Origin of the sequence: Streptomyces lydicamycinicus, assembly GCF_000829715.2 — a bacterium.
GTDB classification, from domain to species: Bacteria; Actinomycetota; Actinomycetes; order Streptomycetales; family Streptomycetaceae; genus Streptomyces; species Streptomyces lydicamycinicus.
Map to the genome: position 1 here is coordinate 351158 of NZ_BBNO01000002.1, position 19603 is coordinate 370760.

Here is a 19603-nt window from a genome sequence, read left to right on the forward strand (position 1 = left end):
CGGGCCGGGTGTCACTCCCCCGCCCGGTCCCGCATCGCCTCGATGCCCGCGATCTGGAGATCGAGGGCGAAGGCGAAGTCGCGGTCGCGCATCTCCCGTACGGTGGCCCCGCCGCGGGCCTCCATGACCCGGGTGGTGTTCTCCAGCGTCTCCGCGAACTCCGGAAGGCCCTGGACCGAGGTCATCACCCGCTGGAAGTACGCGTCGACGGACACCCCGGCCTCCGCGCAGCGGGCGTTGAACAGGCCCTCGATGGTGGCGAAGCCGTAGACGAACTGGAAGACGGCGGACAGCCCGCCGGTGATCTGCTGGAGCGACAGGCCGCTCTCCTTCATCACCCGCATGCTGGCGTTGGAGAAGGCGATCGAGTGCGGGCCGATGTTGATGTACGTGCCCAGCAGCCGGGCCACCCAGGCGTGGCCGGTCAGCAGGGTGCGGTATTCGGCGGCCAGTGAGCGCAGATGGTCCCGCCAGTCCCGGCCGGTGTCGGCCTCGTCCGGCAGCCGCATCTCGCCCATGACGCGGTCCAGGGCCAGTTCCAGAAGGTCGTCCTTGGTGTCGACGTACCAGTAGACGGACATCGCGGTGACGCCCAGCTCGGCCGCGAGCCGGCGCATGGAGAACTTCGCCAGGCCCTCGGCGTCCAGCAGCCGGACCGTCGCTTCGACGATCTTGTCGAGGTCGAGTCCGGCCGGCTGGTCCGCCTTCCGTTTGAGCGGGGGGCGTTCGGTCAGCCAGACGCTGTCCGGCCGCTTCCCGGTGCGGCCGTCCGTCGCTGCCATGGCGCCCCTCCTTGCCCCGAACGTCTGCGGCGTCAGGGTGTCGTCGTCGGTGTCGTCGTCGGTGCACGGCGCGTACGGGTGGTCATACGAGCCATCGGTACGTGCCGTTCACGATCACGTACCCGCCGATGCTAATCCGCCCCGGCGGCCGCCGCTTCCGCACCGGCGGGCGTGGCCGGCACCTCCGGGTCCCGGCCGGTGCGCTCCGCCCGGCGCAGCAGCACGGCGGCGACCAGCCCGCCGAGGAAGACCGCGGCCGCGCCGAACAGCTGGCTGGTGCCGATACCGGCGGCGAAGGCGTCCTGGACGGCGGTGCGTTCGGCGTCCGTACGGGTCCTGGCGAGCGCCGCGGGCAGCGAGCCGGCGCCCGCGGCGACCAGCGGAAGCAGCGCGACGAAGCGGGAGTTGAGGACCGCGCCGAGGACGGCGACGCCGAGCCCCTGGCCGAACTCCATCAGCGTGCCGTTGACGCCCGCTCCCACTCCTGCCTTGGCCGGCGGGATCGCGGACATGATGGCGTTGGCCATCGTCGGCATGGCGAGCGCGACACCGGCACCCATCACGATCAGGCCGGTCAGCATGCCGCCATAGCTGTCGCCACCGAGCAGGGAGATGGCGGCCAGGCCGGCCGCGAGCAGCGACATCCCCGAGACGATCATTCCGGGGGTGCCGAGCCGGGGCAGCAGACGCGCACTCAGACCGGTGAAGTTGATCAGTATGACGGTGACGGCGAGCGGCGCCATCCGCAGCCCGGCGTCCAACGGGCCGTAGCCGAGGACCAGTTGCAGATGCTGGGTGAGCAGGAACATCGAGCCGCCCATCCCGAAGGCGACGAGGATGCCGCCGGAGACCGCCCCGATGAAGCGGCGGTTGCGGAAGAAGTGCATGTCCAGCATCGGATACGGGACGCGCAGCTCCCACAGCGCGAAGACCGCGAGGCCGGCCAGGCCGATGGCGGCGGAGATCAGCACCCGCCCGGACAGCCAGCCGGTGACCGGCCCGGAAATGATCGCGAAGACCACTCCGGCCATGCCGATCATGGACAGCAGCGCGCCCAGCAGATCCATGGGGGTCCCCCCTGCTCGAACGCCGTTGAGAGCTTGGGGGAGTTCGCCGCCACGGCTGCTGGACTCGGGCACGAGGGCGACGACGGCCAGCAGCGCCACGACGGCGACCGGCAGATTGACCAGAAACAGCGAGCCCCACCAGAAGTGGTCGAGCAGCGAACCGCCGATCAGCGGCCCGGCCGCGAACCCGAGCGAGTTCACCGAACTCCAGATACCGATGGCCTTGGGGCGCTCTTCGTCGTCGAAGATCTGCATGACGACGGCGAGGGTGGTGGTCATCAGCAGCGCGCCGCCGACCCCCATCCCGGCCCGGGCGGCGATCAGCTGGCCGGGTGACTGGGCGAGCGCCGCGCCGAGTGAGGCGACGCCGAAGAGCACCAGGCCGATGGCGAGCATCCTCTTCCGGCCGTAGCGGTCGGCGGCATTTCCGGCGGTGAGCAGCAGGCCGGACTGGACCAGCGAGTAGGCGTTGATCATCCACTGGACGTCGGCGGTGGTCGCCCCCAGGTCCTCGGTGAGGGAGGGGATGGCGACGTTGAGGACGGTGTTGTCGAGGATGACCGCCAGCTGGGCGAGGCAGATGACGGCCAGGATCAGCCAGCGGGTGGCGGTGCGGCCCGGCGGCCGGAGCGTGGTGGTGGCGTCGGAGGCCACGGGGGACATACGGGCTCCCTGTACGGCGTATGAGCAAATCATTTACACCGTACAGGGAGTGCTATACGCCGTACATTTGTTTTCGACCGACCGGCGGGGCGGGTGCGCCATCCGGGGCGCGCCCCCACCGGATCAGTCCTCCCTCGTCACGCCTTCCGGGTCAGGTCGTAGAAGGTGGCGCTGCCGACGGTGACCTTCTGGAAGGTCTTCGCCACCCAGGACGTGATCTGCGACGAGCCGCCCCGGCCGCCGCCGGGGCCGCCCTGACCGCCTGCGATGAAGTAGTGGATCTTCCCGTCCGCGACGTACTCCTTGAACCGGGCGAGGGTCGGCGACGGGTCGCTCCCGTTGAAGCCGCCGACCGCCATCACCGGCTTCTCGGTGGCCAGTTGGTAGCCGGCGGCGTTCTGGGAGCCGATGGCCGCGGCGGCCCAGGTGTAGTCGTCCGCGTCCTTCTCCAGCAGCGCCTTGGCCCGGTCGCTCACCTTGCTGCCGTTGAGCAGACCGCCCATCCGACCGGCACCGCGCTCACCGAAGCCGCCCGTGCCGCCGGGGAAGCCCGGCCGGGCGCCCGGCACGGGGAACTGTCCCTGCTTGCCGGCCTGGCCGTTGCCCTGTTTGCCGCCCGGCATCCGGCCCTGGCCACCTTGGCCCGGGGGAAGGGCCTGGCCCGCGGCCCCGCCCTGGCCGACGCCCGGTGCGCCGCCCATGCGGCCGGGCATCCGGCCGCCCGGGAAGCCGCCGCCGGGGCCGCCCATGGTGCCCCGCACCGAGGGACCGGCCGTGACGATGGAGCCGCCCTTCGCCGTGTTGACCGTATTGAGCGTGTACGCCACCGGCCCGGCCAGCGCCGTCACCACCGCGAGCCCTGCCGCCAGCACCGCGATCCGCCGGCCCGCCCGTACGGGGGCACCACCCGATACCGGCCCGGATGCAGGCGCGCCGTCCGATGCAGGCGCGTCACCCGATGCCGGCGCGCCACCCGATACGGGCGCTCCCTCCGGCCCGCGGGCTCCGTCCGATGCCAGTGCTCCGTCCGATGCCGGCGCTCCCTCCAACGCCGGTGCTTCCTCCAACGCCGGTGCTCCGTCCCGTCGTACCGCCGGCAGCAGACCCAGCGCCGCCAGCAGGCCGAGCGCCGCCACCGTCCAGCGGAGCCACGGCAGCCAGTCCGGCGAGCGGTTCAGCAGCACGAACGACCATCCGGCGGTCACCGCCACCGTCCCGGCCAGGACGTATGCGTCGAGCCGTCCGCCGCGCCGCCACAGCAGCGCCGCGCCCATCCCGACCAGCGCCGCGATATACGGGGCCAGCGCGATGTTGTAGTACTGGTGGAAGATCCCGGACATGAAGCTGAAGGTCGCGAAGGTCATCAGCAGCGCGCCGCCCCAGACCAGGAACTCCGCCCGCTGCCCGGCGTGTTCGGCGGCGACCGCCCGCCGCGCCCGCCACAGCACCGTCACCGCCGCGACCAGCAGGATCAGCGCCGCGGGCAGCAGCCAGGAGATCTGCCCGCCCATGTCGGACGAGAACAGCCGGGTGATGCCCGTCTCCCCCCAGCCGCCGCCACCGCCGCCGGGACGGCCGCCGCCCCCGACGCTGCCGGTCTCGTTGCCGGTGATCCGCCCGAAGCCGTTGTAGCCGAAGGTCAGCTCCAGGAAGCTGTTGTGCTGTGAGCCGCCGATGTACGGGCGGGAGGCCGCCGGCCACAGTTCGACGAGCGCCACCCACCAGCCGGCGGACACCACGATCGCCAGCCCGGCGAGCAGCAGCTGACCGAACCGCCGGCGCAGCGCGACCGGCGCACAGCAGGCGTAGACGACGGCGAGCGGCGGCAGGATCAGCCACGCCTGGAGCGTCTTGGTGAGAAACCCGAGCCCGAAGCAGACCCCGGCCAGCACCAGCCACTTCGTCCGGCCGGCTTCCAGGGCACGCAGGACGCAGGCGATCGCGCAGACCATCAGCAGGCACAGCAGCGCATCGGGGTTGTTGAACCGGAACATGAGGGCCGCGACCGGCGTCACCGCCAGCGCCCCGCCCGCGAGCAGCCCCGCGCCCGCGCCGAACCGCCGCCGTACGGCCCCGTGGAGCACCCCGACGGCCGCCACACCCATCAGCGCCTCGGGCACCAGGACCGCCCAGGAGCTGAGCCCGAAGAGCCGTACGGACAGCGCCATCGGCCACAGCGCGGCCGGCGGCTTGTCGACGGTGATGGAGTTCGCCGCATCGGACGAACCGAAGAAGAATGCCTTCCAGCTCTCACTGCCGGCCTGTACGGCGGCCGAGTAGAACTGGTTGGCGTAGCCGGAAGCGGACAGGCTCCAGAGGTAGAGAACCGCCGTGACCAGCAACAACGCCAGCAGTGCGGGCCGCTCCCAGCGGGCTGCCGGCTCCGGTGCCACGGGCGTCCGGGGGCCGGTGAGCGACACCGTCGCGCCCTCCGGTGTGGCGGGCGGCGGCGGGGCCGGGGTGCCGGGCCGTGGTTGCGGGGTCATCGAGCGCTCCTGGTGAGGTCGTTCCGGTCGTGCGAGGGGTGCGGCGTCACGGTGAGGTCGTCCCGGCGCTCGCGGTCGGGGAAGACCCAGACGCGGAAGAGCAGAAACCGCAGCACCGTGGCCGCGAGGTTGGCGGACACCAGCACCGCGAGTTCGGTGCCGTGCGAGGCGGTGCCCCCGGCGGCGTCGAGGGCCGCGAGCGAGCCGCTGGTCAGCACCAGTCCGACGGCGAAGACCACCAGCCCCTGCGCCTGATGACGGACGGCCCGGTCCCGGCCCCGTACCCCGAAAGTCAGCCGCCGGTTGGCGGCCGTATTGGCGAGCGCCGACATCAACAGCGCGGCGGCATTGGCCGGTTGAGCGCCCGTCCCGAGGCGGAAGAGGGAGAAGAGAGCGAGGTAGAGCAGGGTGCTCAGCCCGCCGACAACACAGAAGCCGACCAGCTGACGGGCCAGCCCACCGGGCACACCGGTCAGCTCACGGTCCCGCGGATCGTCCCCGAACGGCCGGGCCAGCCGGTCCAGCGGCAGCCCGCCGGTCGCCAGCGCCCGCCCCACCCGCCAGACGCCCTTGAGGTCCTCGGCCGCCGTGCGCACGATGTGCACAGTGCTGTGGGGATCGTCGATCCAGTCCACCGGCACCTCATGGATCCGCAGCCCGGCCCGCTCCGCGAGCACCAGCAGCTCGGTGTCGAAGAACCACCCGCTGTCCTCGACCATCGGCAGCAGCCGCTCGGCGACCTCGCCGCGGATGGCCTTGAACCCGCACTGCGCGTCGGAGAACCGTGCGGCGAGCGAGCCCCGCAGGATGAGGTTGTACATCCGCGAGATGAACTCCCGCTTCGGCCCCCGCACCACCCGTGCGCTCCGGCTGAGCCGGGAGCCGATGGCCAGATCCGAGTGCCCGGAGATCAGCGGCGCCACCAGCGGCAGCAGCGCGTTGAGGTCGGTGGACAGATCGACGTCCATATAGGCCAGCACCGGCGCTTCGGACAGCGACCACACGGTGCGCAGCGCCCGCCCCCGCCCCTTCTGCTCCAGCCGTACCGCGGTGACCTCGTCGAGCGCCTCGTCGAGCCGGGCGGCGACATCGGGCGTACGGTCCGTGCTCGCGTTGTCGGCGATGGTGATCCGGAAGCCGTACGGGAAGGTGCGGGCGAGGTGCTCGCGCAGCCGCCGCACACAGGGTTCGAGGTCGCGCTCCTCGTTGTAAACGGGGATCACCACATCGAGGACGGTCGCGCTCTGGCCGAGCCGCAGATGCTCGCGTGGTGGCAGGGAGCCCAGCGGGGTGCGGGGCGGCGGTGTCGTCGTCATGCCACGACATTCGCCAGACCGGCTGTCATGGGGGTGTGCTGAGGCTGTGGTGGGGCTGTGAGTGGGTGGGGTCGCGGCCCCTGACCAGCGCGCCAACCCGGCCCTGACCGGTGCCTTCCGGCCCGCGTCCGGTTCCTCCCGGCTCGTGGCGGGCGTCTTATCGGCCGGTGCCCGGCGCCGTCCCTCCCGCCGTATCGCACGCCTTCGATGCGGCCGCCGCCCTCGGCAGCGTCACCGTGAAGACCGTCCGCCCCGGCACACTGCCGACCCGGACCGTACCGCCGTGCGCGGCCACCACCGCCTGCACGATGGCGAGGCCGAGCCCGGTGCTCCCGGCGGCACGCGAACGCGAGGCATCACCCCGGGCGAAGCGCTCGAAGACATGCGGGAGAAGCTCCGCCGGAATCCCCGGCCCGTCGTCCCGCACCTCCAGCTGGACGCCCCCGACACCACCGGCGGCAGCTCCCGCGGCGGCCCGCACCCTGGCGGTCACCGTGGTCCCCTCCGGCGTATGCGTACGGGCATTGGCCAGCAGATTCACCAGTATCTGGTGCAGCCGCCCGGCATCGCCGTACACCACCGCCGGCTCATCGGGCAGTTCCAGCCGCCACCGGTGACCGGCCCCGGCCACCCGGGCATCGCTCACCGCATCGACCACCAGCGGTGACAGATCGATGGGTTCGTACGCGAGCGGACGCCCGGAATCCAGCCGGGCGAGCAGCAGCAGATCCTCCACCAGGCCCGTCATCCGCTCCGCCTCCGACTCGATCCGGCCCAGGGCGTGCCGGGTCTCCGGCCCCGGCTGCTCCCGCCCGCGGCGGGTCAGCTCGGCGTAACCCCGGATCGACGCGAGCGGGGTACGCAGCTCATGGCTGGCATCGGCGACGAACCGCCGTACCCGCGTCTCGCTCTCCTGACGGGCCGCGAGCGCCGAACCGACATGCCCCAGCATCCGGTTCAGCGCCGCACCGACCTGCCCGACCTCCGTACGCCCATCCGACTCGGACGCCGGGACCCGGACATGCAGCGCCACATCGCCCTGGTGGAGCGGGAGTTCGGAGACCCGGGTGGCGGTGGCGGCGACCCGGCGCAGCGGCCGCAGCGCGATCCCGACCATGGCGGAGCCCGCGAGCCCGACGGCCGCCAGCCCGGCGGCCGTCACACACGCCTCGATGAGGACGAGCCTGCCGACGGTCTTCTGCACATCGGCGAGCGGCAGGCCGAGCACCAGGGAGCCGTCCTTGGCGGACTCCACCCGGTAGTCACCGAGTCCGGGCAGCTCGGCGGTGTGTGACCGGCCGTCTCTCGGCAGCCTGTTCAGCGCCGCGACCTGCGCCTTGGTCAGGCCCGTCAGCCGCTCCTCGGGCAGCCGGCCGGTGGGGTTGGTCAGTTTCGCTCCGGCCTCGGCCGTCCCCCCGGACCCGATCCGCGCCCCCACCGCTCCGAGGGGCTGACCCGCCATCGCCACAAAGTCCAGGTCGCCCCGGGGAAGCCTCGGATCATGGGGGCGCGGCATTTGGGCGCGCATCACGAATTCGTGCACCTGCCGGTCCAACTGCCCCTGCATATAGGAGTACAGGGCAATGGACGTCACCGTCCCGATGACGGCCCCGACGACGGCGATCAGGGCCACCGCGGACACCACGAGACGGGTCCGGAGGGACCATCGGCGACGGGGGGCGGGGGGCCGGGGGGCTTTCGGCGGGGGCGGGGGGCCGGGGTGGTCGGGGTGGTTGGGGTGGTCGGGGTGCTCCGGCAAGGTGGACGGCTCGGGGGGCTGGTGGGGTCGGCGCTGGTCGGGGTGGTCGCGCCGGTCGGGGCGGTCGGAGCGGTCGCGCCGGTCGGGGTGCCCGGGCCGGTCGGGGTCCTCGGGCGCCGTGGCGGGCTTCCCGCTCACGCCCGCTACCCGCCCGGCTTGATCAGATAGCCCGCGCCCCGCCGGGTGTGAATCATCGGCGTCCGCCCCACGTCGATCTTCCGCCGCAGATACGAGATGTACAGCTCCACGACATTGGCCTGGCCGCCGAAGTCATAGCTCCAGACCCGGTCGAGGATTTGGGTCTTGCTCAGCACCCGCCGCGGATTGCGCATCAGATAGCGCAGCAGCTCGAACTCGGTGGCCGTCAGATGAATCTCCTGGCCGTCCCGCCACACCTCGTGGCTGTCCTCGTCGAGCACCAGATCGCCGACCGTCAGCCGCGATTCGCTCCGTGCGGCGGCCGCACCGGCCCGGCGCAGCAGCCCCCGCAGCCTGGCCACCACCTCTTCCAGGCTGAACGGCTTGGTGACGTAGTCGTCGCCGCCCGCCGTCAGCCCGGCGATCCGGTCCTCGACCGCGTCCTTGGCGGTCAGGAACAGCACCGGCACATCCGGAAGTTCCCGCCGCAGCCGCCCGAGCACCGTCAGCCCGTCCATATCCGGCAGCATGACGTCAAGCAGCACCGCATCCGGCCGCCAACTACGGGCACAGCGCAGCGCACCGGCGCCGTCCCCCTCCGCGCGGATGTCCCAGCCCTCGTAGCGCAGCGCGAGCGACAGCAGATCGGCGAGCGAGGTCTCGTCGTCCACGACCAGCACCCGCACGGGGCTCCCGTCGGCCCGCAACAGCTCCGGCTGCTTCCCCGGCGCACCCCTGGAGGACGACGCCGGAGCCGGCAGACGAAACGACGCTGAGGACGAGGAAGTCACGGTCATGCTCCGGAGCTTGACCCGCCCCCGTGAGAGCTCCCTTGCGCCTTTCTGTGAATCTCCTGAGAATCCGCCATGCTTTCTCTTCCCCCTCCCCCCGGCCCCGGGGCCCCCGCCCCACCCCACCCCTTCCCCACCACCAGCCAGCAGCCAGCAGCCAGCAGCCAGCAGCCAGCAGCCAGCAGCCACCAACGGCCTCAGCCGTCAGCCGTCAGCCGTCAGCCGTCAGCCGTCAGCCGTCAGCCGTCAGCCGTCAGCCGTCAGCCGTCAGCGCCCAACGACCCCTCGGCTGCCGCGAGTCGGTATCTGCCGGCCGTCCGTGGACCGACCTGGGCCGCCCCCCGCGCGGTCCAGGTCGATCACCACTTCTTAAGCATCGCACCTGCCACTGACAATCGGCCTGACCAGCACTTTCCTTGCCTTGACGGCCGCGGAGAGCTGCCGCGAGAGCCCTCCGCCGCCCTCTCCGCAGCCTCTCCGGCCCACCCGCGTGGGCCGCCCGGCCTTCCGGCCCACCCCGCCCCCGACCGCGTACCGGCGCCGACCGCGTACGGACGCCGCCGCGTACCGTCGCCGGCATGAGACTCCTCGCCCTCTCCGGCAGCCTGCGGGCGCGCTCCTCCAACGGTGCGGTGCTGCGCTCCGCGCTCACCTTCTGGGACGGTCCGGCCACCACCGCGGACATCGGCGCGCTCCCGCATTTCAACCCCGATCTGGACGGCGAGGGCGCCACACCCCCGGCCCCGGTCGCCGCCCTGCGCACCGCCGCAGCGACCGCCGACGCCCTGCTCGTGGTCAGCCCCGAATACGCGCATGGAGTCCCCGGTGTCCTCAAGAACGCCCTCGATTGGCTGGTCAGCAGCGGCGAATGCGTCAGCAAACCGGTCGCCGTGATCACCGCCTCGCCATTCCCCACCGGCGGTGACCACGCCAATGCCCAGCTGCGCGAGGTCCTGCGCACGATGTCCGGTGAGGTGGTGACGGCGGCCTGCCGCGAAATCCCCGCCATCGGCCCGAAGGTCGACCCCACTACGGAACGGGTGACGGACGAGGCCACCCTCACCGATCTGGGCGTGGCCATGGCTCATCTGGCCGCGGCCGCAACCGCCGCCCCGCTCACCACACCATGAAGGCGGCGGCCCGCAGCGCCCGCCCGGCCGCTCACACGCCGAACAACCGCGCCGCGTTCCCGTAGCAGACCCCACGCAGCCAGTCCTCCCCCAGCTCCAGCCCGGTGAGCACCTCCAGCGCATGTGCGTACCCGTAGGGGATGTTGGGGAAGTCGCTGCCGAACAGCACCCGCTCGCCGAGGTCCCTGAGCCGGCCGCGCTCCGTCCGCGGGAACGGCGCGATCCGCTCGGCGAAGTCCGTGAACGCCATGGTCGTATCGAGGTGCACGCCCGGATAGCGCTGCGCGAGGTCCAGGAAGTCGGCGTACTCCGGCATTCCCATGTGCGCGATGATCAGCCGCAACCGGGGGTGGCGGGCCAGCAGCCGGGCGATCGGCTCGGGCCCGGTGTGCTTGCCCGGCGCCGGGCCCGAGCCGCAGTGGATCACGACCGGCACCCCGGCCTCCGCGAGGGCTCCCCACACCGGGTCGAGCAGCGCATCGGCCGGGTCGTACCCGCCCACCTGCACATGCGCCTTGAAAACCCGTGCCCCGTCGGCCAGTTCGGCGCGCACATACTCCGCGGCGCCGTCCTCCGGGAAGAACGTCGCGGTCCGCAGGCAGTCCGGCGTACGGGACGCGAAGTCGGCCGCCCAGCCGTTCAGCCACCGCGCCATCCCCGGCTTGTGCGGATAGATCATCGAGGTGAAGGCGCGTACGCCGAAGCCGCGCAGCACCGCCAGCCGCTCGTCCTCCTCGAACCGGTACGTGATCGGCCACACCCGGCCCACCAGCGGACCGGCCGCGTCGAAGTACGCCCAGACCTTCGCCATCACCCGCTCGGGCATGAAGTGCGTATGCACATCGATCAGCCCCGGCAGCCCCAACTCCCGCCAGAACGCGCCGACCCGCTCATCCCCGTCCGCCACGCCAGGCCCCTCCCTTACGGTTCCACCACTACGGCCTCGCGACCACTACGGCCTCGCGACCACTACAGCCCCGCGACCACTACGGCCTCGCCCCTACGGCCCCGACCTGCACGACCCGGCCCGACCCGCCCCTTACGCAGAGGACCGATCCGGCGGCTCCCCTATGGAACACCCGCGGCACACACCGAACAATGCGACCGACTCGGCCCCGGCGGCCGACCCCCACCAAGCCGGCCCGTAGTCCCCCTCAGAACAACCCCTCCTGCTCCGCACCCTCCCGCTCCCGTTCTCCCGCCCCGCGGCCCGCGGCCCGTACCGCCACCGTCGTCACCCGCCCCTCAGCGGCCCCCAACACCCAGCCGGACAGCAACCGCGCATCCATCACCGCAACCACGCCTGCCCCCCCTGCACCTGCACCCGCACCCGCACCCGCACCGAACCCACCGGCCCCCGCCCGCTCCCCGCCCCCGTTAGCGGCCCCGCCAACCTCCCCAGATCCGCCCCCGCCCCCTTCTCCCGCCAACCGCAGATACACATCAGCCCCCACCCCGGTCAGCACCTCCCCCACGATCTCCGCCCCGGCCGTCATCCCGCCCAGCTCCGCCACCTCACCCGGAATCCGGTCGAGCCCGAACAGCTCCGTATGGTCTGCGCAGGCGAACTCCACCGGCTCCAGGGTCTCCGGCCAGCCCGCCAACTCCCGTGCCGTGCGATGCAGTTGAGCCAGCTCGGCGGCCCGGTCCGGTACCGGGGGCAGCGCCCCGCGCGCCGCCCGCTTGGCCGCCTTCGTGAACCGGTCGGGCACCGCCAGCGCACTCCCCAGCAGCGCCTCCGCCCGCCGCGCCGCCATCAACGGCCCCCGCCCCAGCCATGCGTACGCCACCGCCCCCTGCTCCACCAGCCGGGCCGGTCCGCGCTCGGCGGCCGTGATCCCCACCTTGAGCAGCCCGGGACCGAAGTACGCGAGATAGACCCCGTACGGCCGCGGATCGTCGGCCATGGTGTCCGCGGCCACCGAACGCGACCGGTCCAACTGGGCGCACCGCGCGCACTGGTCCTTGGCACTCGCCCCGTCGAGCACCGCCCCATACGGGCACACGATCCAGCGGCCGGCCCGCCGCACCCCCAGACACAGCCGCTCGCCCTGCGCGGCGAAGGCCAGCGGCTTGCCCGCGGGGAGCGGGCTCATCCGCTCCTCGCCCCGCTCGGCGCAATACCAGCCGAGCCGCTGTCCGAACCGCCCCGCCGGCCCCGACCCCGGCCCGCCGCCCGACCAGCGCGGTCCCGTACATCGCCACACACCGCCAGCGTACGACCACCCACTGACAACGCCACCCGCCCACAGCCGGCCTGCCCCGGGCCCCGTACGCCCACCCCGCCCGGCCCGCAGCACACTCACGCGCGCCCCAGCACCCGCCCGGGGCCAGGCCCGGCCCCGCGCCCCCTCACCTCCCCCAGGCCGCCGACTCCCCCCAGCCCACCGCCCCCCCCTCAGCCCGACAAGTCCCTCCCCGACTCCCCCTCAAGCCACCAGCCCGCCCCCACCGCCAGGCCCCCGAAACGTGCTCCGATACGCCCGCGGCGACACTCCCAGCGCCGACTGGAGATGCTGCCGCAGCGAGGCCGCCGTCCCGAAGCCCGCCTCGGCCGCGATCCGGTCCACGGTCAGCTCCGTCTCCTCCAGCAACTGCCGGGCCCGCTCGATCCGTTGCTGTGTCAGCCACTGGAGCGGCGAGATACCGACCTCCTCCCGGAACCGCCGGGTGAAGGTCCGTACGCTCATCGCCTCCCGCGCCGCCAGCTCCCGCAGGCTCAGCGGACGGTCCAGGTGCTCCAGCGCCCAGGCCCGCGCCACCCCGGTGGACGAGATCTGCGGCTCCGGCACCGGCCGCCGGATGTACTGTGCCTGCCCGCCCTCCCGATGGGGCGGCACGACCGTCCGCCGCGCCACGTCGTTGGCCACCGCCGCCCCGTGATCGCACCGGACCATGTGCAGACACAGATCGATCCCGGAGGCGACCCCGGCCGCCGTCAGCACCTCGCCCTCGTCCGTGTACAGCACATCCGCGTCCAGCTCGACGGCCGGGAACAACCGGCGGAAGTCCTCCACCGACCGCCAGTGGGTGGTCGCCCGCCGCCCGTCCAACAGCCCGGCCGCGGCCAGCACGAACGCGCCCGTGCAGATCGACGCGATCCGGGTCCCCGGCCGAATCCGGCCCAGCGCGTCGGCCATCGCCGGACTCAGCCGCCCGGCGCTCCGCTCCGCCCCCAGGTCGTAGTCCGCCCCGGACGCCGGTACGACCACGGTGTCGGCCTCCGCCAGCACCTCCGGCCCGTGCGCGACGTTCACCGTGAAGTCCGTGTCCGTCCGCACCTCACCGGGCTCCAACGCGCAGGTCACCAGCTCGTACAGCCGCTCCCCGGACGCCGACCGGGCCTCCCCGAAGATCCGGTGCACGATGCCCACCTCGATCGGCAGCATCCCGTCCCGCACCAGCACCGCCACCCGCTGCCGTGACGCGCCCCCCGGAACGGCCCGCACCTGCCGGGCCTCACCCCTGCCCCCGCCACCGCTTCCGCTCTCCACTACACCCATGGCCCGATCCTTGCACACTATGTCCATCGGGCCACTCGTTCGGCGCCCCGCTCCCGCGGAGAGTGGTGGACATGAAGGTCCTCTGGCTGTTCGCCCACCCCGACCCGCGCTCCCTGAGCGGCGCCCTCAAGGACGAGGGCCTCCGCGCCCTCGACGCCCAGGGCCACCAACACCGCGTCTCCGACCTGTACGCCATGAAGTGGAACCCGGTGGTCGACGCCGCCGACTACGGCCACGACCCGGCCGACCGCCTGCTCATCGGCGAGGCCTCCGAACGCGCCTATACGGACGGCCACTTGGCCCCCGACATCCGTGCCGAACAGGACAAGCTCGACTGGGCCGACACCTTGATCGTCCAGTTCCCCCTCTGGTGGTACGGGATGCCCGCCATCCTCAAGGGCTGGTTCGACCGCGTCTTCGTCAAGGGCTTCGCCTTCGGCATCACCGACCCGGTCACCGGCCGCCCCCAGCGCTACGGTGACGGCGAACTCACCGGCAAGCGCGCCATGGTCATCACCACCGCCGGCGCCCGCGCCGCCACCCTCGGCCCGCGCGGCGTCAACGGAGACCTCAACGACCTCCTCTTCCCCCTCCAGCACGGCACCCTCTGGTACACGGGGATGTCCGTCGTCCCGCCCCTTCTGATCCCCGGTGCGGACCGCACCACCCCGACCGCCTACGCGACCGCCGCCACCCGGCTGCGCGAGCGCCTGCGCACGCTTCCCACCACCGAGCCGCTCCCGTTCCGCCACCAGAACAGCGGCGACTACGACGACGAGCTCCTGCTCCACCCCGACCTGGCCCGGCTGCCCCCGCCCCGCACCGGCCCGGCCGTCCACTACACGGCCCCGCCGCCCCCGGTCCACGGCTGAATCACACGCACAAAAGCCGCAGGCCCGGTGGAAGTGATTCCACCGGGCCTGCGGCGTCAGTAGCGGGGACAGGATTTGAACCTGCGACCTCTGGGTTATGAGCCCAGCGAGCTACCGAGCTGCTCCACCCCGCGTCGGTGAAATGAACACTACGCGACTCCCCCGGCAATACCTAATCGTTTTCCGACGGTCCCGCCCCCGGGGGGCCGATACCCGGCCGCCCCCGGCGCTCAGCCCCGCTGAATGCCGTCGGTGTCGAGCAACAACCCCCGGCGTCCGTCCGCACACTGCGCGAGCAGCGCCGGCCCCCGCTGCTCGACGGCGAGGTACCAAGTGCCTGGCACCAACTCCGCCACCGGCTCCAGCGAACCGTCCTCGCTCACCATCTCGCGAGCCACCGGCACGGCGAACCAGAACGGCTGGAAACCCGGCTCCGGGTCGGACACCACGGCACCGGCCATGCGTTCGGCCTTGCGCAGGGTCTGCCGGGCATGGCTCTCCGCCACGTCACTGCCCCCGCGCTGGATGCCGTCCCTATCGCGCAGCAGCCCCCTGCGACCGTCCTCGGTCCGCGCGACGAGGGCCCCGTCGCTCTGCCCGATGGCGAGGTACCAGACACCCGGCACCAGTTCCGCCACCGACTCCGGCGAACCGTCCTCGCTCACCATCTCGCGAGCCACCGGGACCGCGAACCAGAACGGCTCGAAGCCCGGATCCTCCGCCGCCCCGTAGTCCACGTAATACCCACGCTCGATGCCGTCCGCGTCGAGCAGCAGCCCCCGGCGACCCTCCGCGGTCTGCACGACGAGAGCCTTGCCCCGCTGCTCGACGGCGAGGTACCAGGTGCCCGGCACCAACTCCCCCACCGGCTCCAGCGAACCGTCCTGTCCCATGAACGGGCGGGTGGCCGGCACGGCGAACCAGAACGGCTGGACAGCCCGGTCCGGGGAGGCGGCCAGCGCGTTCGCCAGCCGCTGCGCGGTCTCCACCGTCTGCAGGGCGCGGCGCTCCGCCTCCTGCCGCAGCGCCTCGGTCTCCAGGCGTAACAGCTCCGCCCGCCGCTCCATCTCCGCGAGCCGCTGCTCGGCTTCGCTCTGCCGGTCGGCCAGGCTCGCCGGGTCGGGCGCGGCCCCGTACGGCGCTGCCCCGTCCGATACGGCCCGGTTGCGGGCGATCGCGATACGGCCACCGGTATTGCGGTTGCGCTGCTGGGGCACCGGCCGGGACCTGCTCGCCAGCCGCCCGCGAAGATGCCGGTAGAGGGTGTCCATGTCGAGCGGATCGGGCCGGTCCGGAATGCCCTCGGTCAGCGTCGCGATCAGCTCGCCGGTGAACGCCGTATAGGTCTCCCCGGGCGGCGACAGCGCGGGCCGGGTCTCGGCGGAGGCCGTCAGCAGGCAGGTCCCCTCGACAATCGCCTGGTCCGCGATGTGCGCGCTGGCACTCATCCGCCCGAGCAGCGCACGTCCGCTGTAACAACAGTCGAGGATCACCACGGTCCGCCGGGCGCCCGCCTGCGGATCCAGCACCGCCCGCCGCAGATACTCGTACCGCAGCGAGGTGTACTCGCGTTCGCGGTCCGAATCGGGCAGGGCGAGATAGAGCTCGTCGGTGTGCGGATCCGTGAGCCCGTGCCCGGCGTAGTAGATGAACAGGGTGTCCTGGGCCTTACGGGCCCGGTCCCGCACCGTGTCCAGCACCTGCCCGGCACTGCCGGGTTGCGAGAGCACCGTGCATGCCTCGGCGGGCAGTCCCCACACCGCGGGATCGGTCAGCGCCTCCCGCAGCCCGGCCAGATTCCTGGCGACCGCGGGCAGCTTCTCCAGGTTGACGTAGTCATGGACGCCCACCAATACGGCCTCCGAGCGGGCCGGGTCCGACAAGACGGCCACGGCTACTCGCTGTCTCCGTCCGCCGCCACCGGAGCGGGCGCACCGCTCTCGTTCCAGACCCGCAGAATCTGCTCGACCGCCTCGGGAGAGCTGTCGTGCAGCGTCACCACCACACCGTCCCGTTCCAGCCGGACCTGTGGCGGCCGGGGTCGCGAGCCCCGCCAGGTGGCCACAGCGGTGATCAGGCTGCCCAGAGCAATGCTGTTGGCGACCACGACATTGACGAGATCCAGCCCCCCGCCCATGTGCCCCGGCTCCGGCTGCCCCGACCCGAGCGAAACCCGCACCTGCCCCCGCAACTCAGGCTCGGCCACCAGCCACCGGTACAACGACACCGCTCCCTCGGCATCCTCCGCCCCTCCCCCGAACGACAGATTGACCTCCACCCACCCGGCCCCTTCCATCGCCACCACTCCCACCCCACACCATAGAAGCGCACCCCCCACCCCGACGGGGTTTTCCCCAGGCCCGCCCCCCAAGGCCACGGGTTTTCCCCAGACCTGGAGCAACACCAATAGCAACGGGTTTCCCCACGCCCGGCGCCACCCCAAAGCCACCGGGGGCTTCCCCAACGCCACGCAACCCCACAACCACGGGGCTTCCACACGCCCGGCAGACGCCACACCCACCAGGTCTTCCCCGGGCCGGCACAACCCCGAGATCACGGGGTTTCCGCAGGACTGGCCACCAGCTGGGCCCCGCGACGCCCCACCCCCCTACCGCCCGGTCACGGCAACCCTCACTGCCCCCACGCAGCACCCCTCGCTGCTCCCCCGCCCCCCTCCTCCCCCTTCGGGGGAGGGGGCAGGGGTGGGTACAGGGGTGGGGGGAAGAACTCGCCTCGCGAAACAAAGACTGAGCACCAGTCACCGGCCCCGCCTGCCCGCCCCGGCGTCACCGCCCGCCCGTCAACACAAACGCCAGAGGCCCCGTCGATTTCTCGACGGGGCCTCTCGCTTGCTGTGCGCTCGGCAGGATTCGAACCTGCAACCTTCTGATCCGTAGTCAGATGCTCTATCCGTTAAGCTACGAGCGCTTGGCTTTCCGGCGGTTTTTCTTGCCGGTCGGCGTTGCGGGAACAACATTACATGACCTGCGGCGTGAGGCGAAATCCATTGCCCGTAACCCCTCTGACCTGCGGAAACGCCCTTGCGACGGGGATTGGGGGGTCACTCGGGCCAAGGGGAGTCCTCGATGATCCGGACGAAGTTCGGGCGGGTGTAGTGGTCTTCGCAGTGGCCCTGGGCATCGGCGTTCGCATTGCCGAAGGCGGGCCTGGGGGTGGCGGGCCGGGCCGGCACGGAAGGCGCGGAGGATGCGGCGCCTGAAGTCGGGGCGCGGTTGGCGGTGACGAGGGCCTCGCGCATTTCCGCGGGGAGGGCCTCGTAGGCAATTCCGGGGACGTCAGGTTCGACGTCGACTGTGACGAGGGCCACTTCCAGGGTTGGGTGACTGAGGGTTCCGGGGTGGTGTGCAGGGCGATGGCCTCCCGGACGCGGCGCGGGCCGGCAGCCCGCCCGCGCCGTCGGCCACCGAGAACCTCGGCCGCCCGGCAGGCGCCCCCGCCGGACGCCGCACCACCCCGGGCCCCGCACCACCCCGGACGCCGCACCACCGGGCCCCCAGTCACCCGACCGGCGCCGCCGCCCCAGCGACCGACGAGGCAGCGAGGGGAAGCGAGGGGAAAGCAGGCAGCCTGGGGATCTCGTAGGGAAGATCCCGTCGTCCCGCGCGCGCTCACCTGGCAGGGCCACCACGCGGTCATGCCCGGCCGAGCCAGGTCCGGCCCGACCGGCCGGCCCCGCCCCGCGCCCAGAGGCGCCCCAAGGCGCCCCGAAACGCGTTCAGGCCCCGATCTTGGAAGATCGGGGCCTGAACGAAGAGGAGCGGAGGCGGAGGGATTTGAACCCTCGATGGGGGGTAAGCCCCAAACCGCATTAGCAGTGCGGCGCCATAGACCGGACTAGGCGACGCCTCCACACACCCCACGCGCGCATGCACGCTGTGGCGTGTCCAGATGATGGCACAGCTCCAAGGGCTGTCACCAATCGCCCCCTACGGTACTAGGCGCGTGGGCCACCCGGCAAAGACGTTTTTGCAGCGCAACGTCGGGGGCGGCAGCGCGTTAGAGGTGTCGGGGACGCGACGACTCGCGTTGTCGTGCGCCCCCGGCGTGTACGTGCCGCGTACCGCCCCGCACTCGCCTCTGGAGCCTGTGATGCCGTATCGCCGGATGTCGTCCTTCCTCACCGCGGCCGCCACCACCGCCACGGCCGCGACCACGGCCGTGTCCCGTCTCTCCACCGCCACGAGCGCCACCACGGCCGCGTCCCGTCGCTCCGCCACCGCTTCCGCGGCCTCCGCCGCCGTGTCCGTCGTCTCCGCCGCCGCTGTGCTGGCCCTGGCGGCGCCCGCCGCGGTGGCCGCCCCCATCCCGCTGCCGCACGTCCGGTCCGGGGACGGCGTCATCGGCGCCGGGCACCACGCCCCCACCCCCAAGCCCCTCCCGGTCGGCCGCCCCCTCCCGGTCGGCCACCACTCCGCGGCCGGTCACCACTCCACGACCGGCCACCACTCCGCAGCCGGTCACCACTCCACGACCGGTCACCACTCCGCAGCCGGTCACCACTCCACGGCCGGTCAACCCGCCCCGGAGAACCACCACGCCCCGGTCAACCACGCCCCGGCCGACCACCGCGCCCCGGACGGCCACCGCTCGCCGACCGACCACCGCCCGCCCACCGGCCAGGATCCCGACGCCCCCTACCCCGGCGTCGTCGATCACCTCACCGTGACCGTGCACGGCACCGGTTCGGCGGGGGCGGACGGGACCTTCGAGCTGTACTGCCACCCCGCGCGTGGCAACCACCCGCATGCCAAGGAGGCATGCAAGAAGCTGGACGGGATGACGCGGTGGGGGCGGGATCCGTTCGCGCCGGTGCCGCAGGGGGCGAACTGCACGATGATTTACGGCGGTCCGGCCACCGCGCATATCACCGGGACCTGGGCGGGGCGGCCCGTCAACGCGGATTTCCGGCGCACCAATGGGTGTGAGATCAGCCGCTGGAGCAGCTTCGAACCCCTGCTCCCGTCGACCGGTTCATGACCCGGTTCATGCCCTAGTAGCGGGCCAGGTCAGGACGATGGGGCACATGTCGGGCGTGCGGCGAGTCGCACACTGCCGTGGCATTACCTCCTCGTCAT

14 protein-coding genes, 3 tRNA genes and 2 pseudogenes are annotated in these 19603 nt (G+C 72.4%); 3 read left to right on the forward strand and 16 right to left on the reverse strand.

All coding sequences use genetic code 11. From position 1 onward, the window contains the following. Nucleotides 1-11: 11 nt before the first annotated feature. From TU31_RS06945 to TU31_RS06970, 6 genes are all read right to left on the reverse strand, one after another. The gene (locus tag TU31_RS06945; RefSeq protein WP_042150726.1) at nucleotides 12-782 is read right to left on the reverse strand and encodes a TetR/AcrR family transcriptional regulator; all 771 of its coding nucleotides are present in this window, start codon (nucleotides 780-782) and stop codon (nucleotides 12-14) included. A 131-nt stretch (nucleotides 783-913) separates the two neighbouring features. Further along, nucleotides 914-2512, reverse strand: a complete 1599-nt coding sequence (locus TU31_RS06950; RefSeq protein WP_042150727.1) for an MFS transporter — start codon at nucleotides 2510-2512, stop codon at nucleotides 914-916. Nucleotides 2513-2649: 137 nt separating this feature from the next. Continuing rightward, complete coding sequence (locus TU31_RS06955; RefSeq protein ID WP_042150728.1) at nucleotides 2650-4998, reverse strand: ArnT family glycosyltransferase; 2349 nt, start codon at nucleotides 4996-4998, stop codon at nucleotides 2650-2652. Next, nucleotides 4995-6314 carry a bifunctional glycosyltransferase family 2/GtrA family protein gene (locus TU31_RS06960; protein WP_042150731.1) on the reverse strand — a complete coding sequence of 440 codons (1320 nt, stop codon included), beginning with the start codon at nucleotides 6312-6314 and terminating at the stop codon, nucleotides 4995-4997. The genes TU31_RS06955 and TU31_RS06960 overlap by 4 nt, the downstream gene beginning before the upstream one ends. 157 nt (nucleotides 6315-6471) lie before the next feature. After that, nucleotides 6472-7959 carry a sensor histidine kinase gene (locus TU31_RS06965; protein WP_042150733.1) on the reverse strand — a complete coding sequence of 496 codons (1488 nt, stop codon included), beginning with the start codon at nucleotides 7957-7959 and terminating at the stop codon, nucleotides 6472-6474. 257 nt (nucleotides 7960-8216) lie between these two features. Then, nucleotides 8217-9008, reverse strand: a complete 792-nt coding sequence (locus tag TU31_RS06970; protein ID WP_078885592.1) for a response regulator transcription factor — start codon at nucleotides 9006-9008, stop codon at nucleotides 8217-8219. A gap of 572 nt (nucleotides 9009-9580) precedes the next feature. On the opposite strand from TU31_RS06970, the gene TU31_RS06975 reads away from it, so the two are divergent. After that, a complete protein-coding gene (locus TU31_RS06975) occupies nucleotides 9581-10132 on the forward strand; it encodes an NADPH-dependent FMN reductase (protein WP_042150738.1) in 552 nt (183 codons plus the stop codon). Nucleotides 10133-10163: 31 nt separating this feature from the next. Here TU31_RS06975 and TU31_RS06980 read toward each other — a convergent pair whose 3' ends face one another. From TU31_RS06980 to TU31_RS06990, 3 genes are all read right to left on the reverse strand, one after another. Continuing rightward, the gene (locus TU31_RS06980) at nucleotides 10164-11039 is read right to left on the reverse strand and encodes an amidohydrolase family protein (RefSeq protein WP_042150740.1); all 876 of its coding nucleotides are present in this window, start codon (nucleotides 11037-11039) and stop codon (nucleotides 10164-10166) included. A gap of 247 nt (nucleotides 11040-11286) precedes the next feature. Beyond that, the gene (locus TU31_RS06985; RefSeq protein ID WP_042150742.1) at nucleotides 11287-12228 is read right to left on the reverse strand and encodes a DUF2797 domain-containing protein; all 942 of its coding nucleotides are present in this window, start codon (nucleotides 12226-12228) and stop codon (nucleotides 11287-11289) included. 333 nt (nucleotides 12229-12561) lie between these two features. Then, entirely contained in the window at nucleotides 12562-13662 is a 1101-nt protein-coding gene (locus tag TU31_RS06990; protein ID WP_370682706.1) for a GlxA family transcriptional regulator, read from the reverse strand. Between the two features lie 44 nt (nucleotides 13663-13706). On the opposite strand from TU31_RS06990, the gene TU31_RS06995 reads away from it, so the two are divergent. Then, a complete protein-coding gene (locus TU31_RS06995; protein WP_042150747.1) occupies nucleotides 13707-14507 on the forward strand; it encodes an NAD(P)H-dependent oxidoreductase in 801 nt (266 codons plus the stop codon). Nucleotides 14508-14567: 60 nt separating this feature from the next. On the opposite strand, the gene TU31_RS07000 is transcribed toward TU31_RS06995, so the two are convergent. The 7 genes and pseudogenes from TU31_RS07000 to TU31_RS07025 all read right to left on the reverse strand — a co-directional run bounded on the left by TU31_RS07000 (nucleotide 14568) and on the right by TU31_RS07025 (nucleotide 18377). After that, nucleotides 14568-14641 (reverse strand) — tRNA-Met (locus TU31_RS07000). Nucleotides 14642-14737: 96 nt separating this feature from the next. Further along, a pseudogene (locus TU31_RS40755) lies at nucleotides 14738-14932 on the reverse strand (hypothetical protein); the annotation flags it as partial. A gap of 795 nt (nucleotides 14933-15727) precedes the next feature. Further along, nucleotides 15728-16399 (reverse strand): annotated as a pseudogene (locus tag TU31_RS40760) (caspase family protein); the annotation flags it as partial. 2 nt (nucleotides 16400-16401) lie between these two features. Next, nucleotides 16402-16803, reverse strand: a complete 402-nt coding sequence (locus TU31_RS07010) for an effector-associated constant component EACC1 (protein WP_042150750.1) — start codon at nucleotides 16801-16803, stop codon at nucleotides 16402-16404. 559 nt (nucleotides 16804-17362) lie between these two features. Beyond that, nucleotides 17363-17435 (reverse strand) — tRNA-Arg (locus TU31_RS07015). Between the two features lie 133 nt (nucleotides 17436-17568). Beyond that, nucleotides 17569-17835, reverse strand: a complete 267-nt coding sequence (locus TU31_RS07020; RefSeq protein ID WP_052718839.1) for a hypothetical protein — start codon at nucleotides 17833-17835, stop codon at nucleotides 17569-17571. Between the two features lie 451 nt (nucleotides 17836-18286). After that, nucleotides 18287-18377 (reverse strand) — tRNA-Ser (locus TU31_RS07025). Nucleotides 18378-18617: 240 nt separating this feature from the next. Between TU31_RS07025 and TU31_RS40435 the strand changes: the two genes are divergently transcribed. Further along, on the forward strand, nucleotides 18618-19505 hold the full coding sequence (locus TU31_RS40435; protein ID WP_306304252.1) for an SSI family serine proteinase inhibitor: 888 nt from the start codon (nucleotides 18618-18620) through the stop codon (nucleotides 19503-19505). The last annotated feature ends 98 nt before the right edge of the window (nucleotides 19506-19603 follow it).